The 4,296-nt window shown below is 57.3% G+C and carries 2 protein-coding genes and 3 pseudogenes; 3 read left to right on the top strand and 2 right to left on the bottom strand.

Features of this window, described 5'->3' with window-relative positions; translation table 11 throughout:
• Window positions 1-242: 242 nt before the first annotated feature.
• Window positions 243-368: pseudogene (repC, locus tag LPU83_RS73920) on the bottom strand (replication initiation protein RepC); the annotation flags it as partial.
• 307 nt (window positions 369-675) lie between these two features.
• Here repC and LPU83_RS38220 point away from each other — a divergent pair.
• Window positions 676-1,096, top strand: a pseudogene (locus tag LPU83_RS38220) (NAD-binding protein); the annotation flags it as partial.
• Between the two features lie 35 nt (window positions 1,097-1,131).
• The gene (locus tag LPU83_RS38215) at window positions 1,132-1,854 is read left to right on the top strand and encodes a class I SAM-dependent DNA methyltransferase (protein WP_024319122.1); all 723 of its coding nucleotides are present in this window, start codon (window positions 1,132-1,134) and stop codon (window positions 1,852-1,854) included.
• Between the two features lie 120 nt (window positions 1,855-1,974).
• On the opposite strand, the pseudogene LPU83_RS38210 reads toward LPU83_RS38215, so the two are convergent.
• Window positions 1,975-2,449, bottom strand: a pseudogene (locus tag LPU83_RS38210) (LysE family translocator); the annotation flags it as partial.
• A gap of 1,028 nt (window positions 2,450-3,477) precedes the next feature.
• Here LPU83_RS38210 and LPU83_RS38205 point away from each other — a divergent pair.
• A complete protein-coding gene (locus LPU83_RS38205; RefSeq protein WP_024319123.1) occupies window positions 3,478-4,071 on the top strand; it encodes an SOS response-associated peptidase in 594 nt (197 codons plus the stop codon).
• Window positions 4,072-4,296: the final 225 nt, after the last annotated feature.

The following is a 4,296-nucleotide window of genomic DNA, read 5'->3' as shown; positions in this document are numbered from 1 at the left end:
TCTGGTGACCGCCAGTTTGCGCAGAAGATACGGATAGACCTTGTGACCAGGTGCCGGTTTAGACGTGTTGGAACGACGGTAAATCGCCACAGCTGCCGCTGAATGCCGTAGCCGCAGGGTGCTGCTTCGTAGCAGAACTTCAGTGTCCGCCCCGGCTGCGAATGCCTCGACAGCATATGCGCCAGAGCTGCAGGGTTATTTACAATCTGGCCGAATGCACGCACGTCGCCCCGCGATCAGCCTCACGATGCTCGCTTTGCTCCAAATGCAGGAGTCCGCGCCAGAGCCGTCAGCATCGGTCCGACGGAGAAATCGCCGCGCCGCGCCTTGGTCGTCAGATCCCGCAGATAACCGCCCGCCGAATTAAAGATCGGTAACTTTTCTGGAGGCTGCGTGGAAAAGCGGTCGCTTTGGCTTGAATAATAGAGGCACGATTGGGTCCGGTTTGGTCGCAATTGTGCCCATAGCCGTATGCGAAGTTCGCCGCTCATGTCCGCCGCCCGGACCTGCATCAGCGTGTGAACCCGCGGAGCAGCCATCAGGAACTACGGATGGTCGCCTTGAGCGGAACCCAACCCAAAGGCTTTCTACTTTTCATTTCTACGTCAATGAAGCAGTGCTCGCGGCGCCTGCAGGGAAAAGACATCGATTGGCCCGCAACTTTTCGGTGTTGGTGAAGTGGCCGTTGTCGGCGGCGTGAGCACAGCCGTGCAGGAGGCGCTCTACCCGTCGAATCTTGCCTCCAAGGTCACGGTCGTTCATCGCCGACATAGTTTCCAAGCGGTGTCGATCCTGCGGTACCGCCTCTTGGCCAAACATAAGTTAAAGTCATTTGGAACCGCGTCATCGACGAAGTTCTCAGAGAACCGGGCCGGCTACATCAACGTCGGTTCCTGGTCGACGATGACAACCGTGACAGGGTCCTCGCAGCCGACGATGTTATCGACCCGGTGTTCCATCAGTCGATCAGCGCCGCCGCATCGGAAGCATAGCGGCCCTGGAAGCCGAGGGCTTCCTGACCGAGCATCCACCTGCGCCGGTCGCGCAGGGATCGGGATTTTGCTCCGAACTTGATTTCTCTATTGCCTGCCGGTAATACGATCCAGATCGTTCTTTGGAAGGTTTATCCACGTGAACAATCAACACAGCGCGGGCGGCTACGATACCCTTCGGTTTAATCGCGAGGGCCAGGCAGAGGCCTTCGATGCCATTGGCGCTCGCTATGATGAGACCTTTCCACACAAACAGGGTCAAGTCTCAGCGGGCGATTGGTTGATCAGGTCCTTGCCGACCGGTTCTCGGGTTCTGGATCTGGGCTGCGGTACCGGAGTGCCAACTGCGCGCCAGTTAGTGGCCTCCGGTTTCGAGGTCGTGGGCATCGATCTGTCGGGCGGGATGGTGAAACTCGCCCGGGAGTATGTCCCTGGCGCGACATTCCACCAGCTGGACATTGCCGACTTGCGACCAGGTGGCCCGCGGGACCTCGGCCAGTTCGACGCTGTCGCGGCCTTCTTCTCGCTGCTAATGCTGCCCCGTGCGGAGATCCCCCTCGCACTTCTGACGATTCGCAATCTGCTGGTCCCTGGTGGCCTGTTCGCCCTGTCCATGGTGGAGGCCGATGTCGACGATTTCTCAATCCCGTTCCTCGGAAACAATATCCGAGTCTCGGGTTACCTGCGCGAGGATCTGCGGGCGGTCATCGGAAAGGCTGGCTTCCAAATAGTGGAGGAGATCTCCTACACCTATGCGGCTGTCGATGTGCCGCCGGAGGAACAGATCTTCCTATGCTGTCGTCTGAGCGTTTCGCGCAGCGGATCGATGCGCATCTCCAGCGTCGGCGAGTCGGCGGTGTAGCGGGCGATCACCACCGCGTCGAGGCGGTTGGCGCCCGATAGCCGCGGGTCCTTATGGCTAGCTCTTGACTGGATCCAAACTCCGCTACGCTCAGATGGTATAGCGAACATTCTGCCCCGGTTATGTGCGGGAAAACAGGAGACGGACACCGGGTGCGCCAAAGAAGATCGCAAGCGTCCCTTCGATCCAGCGGCGGGATATCCGATAGAAGCGCACCATCGGAGCTGTTGGAAAGACGATCGCGTAATCGCAGAAGATTGTCACGCTTAGGATAGCGCATCCGCCGAGGAGCGCTGCCACGGTGTATGAGGAGGCACCCGGGCCAAGTCCCAGCGTCACCAGAGCGATCCAGGCGAGAATTGATTTTGGATTGGTCAGATGCATGAGGAGGCCCGCGTCGGTATAGAGAGGAAGCCGTCTCGGCGGCGTCCGTCCCCGATGCCTCGGCCGGTTTTTCGCCCGCGATGAAAGCGGTTCTGGCTGCCCTAAACGCCAGATAGAGAAGATAGAGCCCGCCGAAGATTTTCAGGATCATCAAGGCTTCGGCATATCGGGTCAAGATTGCGGATATTCCCGTCGCGGGCAGCGTCAACCAACTCTATGGTTTGCCCGTCGAGACCCAGCTTTGATGTGGCTATCGACACGATCGCTTCCACAAGAGAAGCAGTTCGAGACGGTTGTTTGACATTCCCCGATAAACCTAGAATTTTCATTTCGGCAACACCTAATTTGTCGTTACAGTCTATGGATTGTATGTACTATTGATAACGACAGGATCTAATATTTCTTTTAATCGTGGAATTCTGATCCTGAAATCGCGGCGACTGGACGAAATACATCTGCGCCGGCGTGGCAGACGCCGGTTGGCATGCGTACTCGGGTATGGCCTGCCGGAATGATCGCTGGGGTCTCTGTCACATCGCGTTCCTTCCTCTCACGCACTGAAAGAACGGGGGGTCGATCACCACCCAAGCGATCACGAGAAAAAATGGTCGTCTATTCGCCCGAAAGAAATCTTGGCTTTGCCGAACAGCGATAAGCCGCCGAAACGAATATTGCTTGTCACACCCTCAGGTGTTGGAAGCTATTTGTTCCGCTTCATGTCCCTTGGGCATTGGATAGTCCGAAATCGCAAAACGGCCGAAATATCATTGCAGGCGTTTAGGGCTTAGCTCCCAGCCGACCTTGTCTAACGACGTAGGTAGACGATGCCCAAAAAGGAGACAGGTTCCTTGACCGTGGCCTTCGCCTTCCTCCGATTACTGAGGACTTCCCCCTCGCGGGTTGACCGTCCAAGGACGGGACTGGATTAGGGATGCCAGACAAGAGAGCGAGGTCGGAAACGTCATTGGGTGGAGCGCCCACACGCTCGATCTGAATCGCGCCGCCGCTTCGCTGATCAAGCGACCTGCCGCCTCCCTACACGGCCAAGGGATGGAGCCCCCACGGGCTTGCTGAGATGGGAACCTTGGAGCTACGCTGCATGTTGCAAGACAGACCTGATTGACGAACGCGTCAGGGATGACAGTCCGAAGGATGAAGACTTAACCCCAAGGCTTCAGCGTAGCCAAAAGGGCGACGCCAACCTCGAAAAGGGCATTCAGGAAACCTAGGTCCTCTCCCATGTGCAACGATTATGAGCAACACATTCGCTACGCCGAATACTGCAAGATGATGCAGGACCTCGCGCTCGGCATCCCCACACGCCAGACCGAACTGGATATGCCGCAGGCTGATAATATCAAGATCGGCGACACGGCACCGGTGATGCGAGCTGCTGGCGACAACATCGTAGAGCTGGCGCCGATGAAGTTCGGGTTTCCACCGACCCGCAAGGCTGGCCCGGTTTTCAACTTTCGATCGGAAGGAAGACATTTTAGCGATAGCCACCGCTGTCTCATTCCAGCGAGTGCGTTTTTTGAGTTCAGCGGAAAGAAATACCCCAAGGCGAAACACAGGTTCACGCTGAACGACGCTCCTTTCATGGCCATCGCAGGAATTTGGAGAGACGGTCACGGGAACCAACCGCCTGCCTTCACGATGCTGACAACGGCGCCGGGTCCCGATGTAAAGCCGTACCACGATCGCCAAATCGTCGTGCTTCAACCGCAAGAGTGGCTTGCATGGCTTGACCTAGCGAAGCCGGAAGCGGAATTGCTGCGGGCGCTTCCGAAAGGTTCGCTAGCCGCCGAAACTGTACGGGCAGGATCGGACTAGCCTTGCTGCTGTGACACCAATACGGCAGAACATTTGAATGAGCTGCATAGCGGCTCGAGCTATGGCACGAAACTTCGCACCATACTACTTTCGAGGTTAACTTAAGTGGTCGGCCTGCGGCTGACGGGCCAAACGGGGGTCTTCTGAGTCATGTCATCGGCCTCAAAATCGTGAGCGTCCGGCGAAGGCATTTTCGCTTGGTCGAGAGACCGATATTATAGGCGG

Origin of the sequence: Rhizobium favelukesii, from assembly GCF_000577275.2 — a bacterium.
Classification (GTDB): domain Bacteria; phylum Pseudomonadota; class Alphaproteobacteria; order Rhizobiales; family Rhizobiaceae; genus Rhizobium; species Rhizobium favelukesii.
This window is presented reverse-complemented; position numbering and strand designations above follow the sequence as displayed.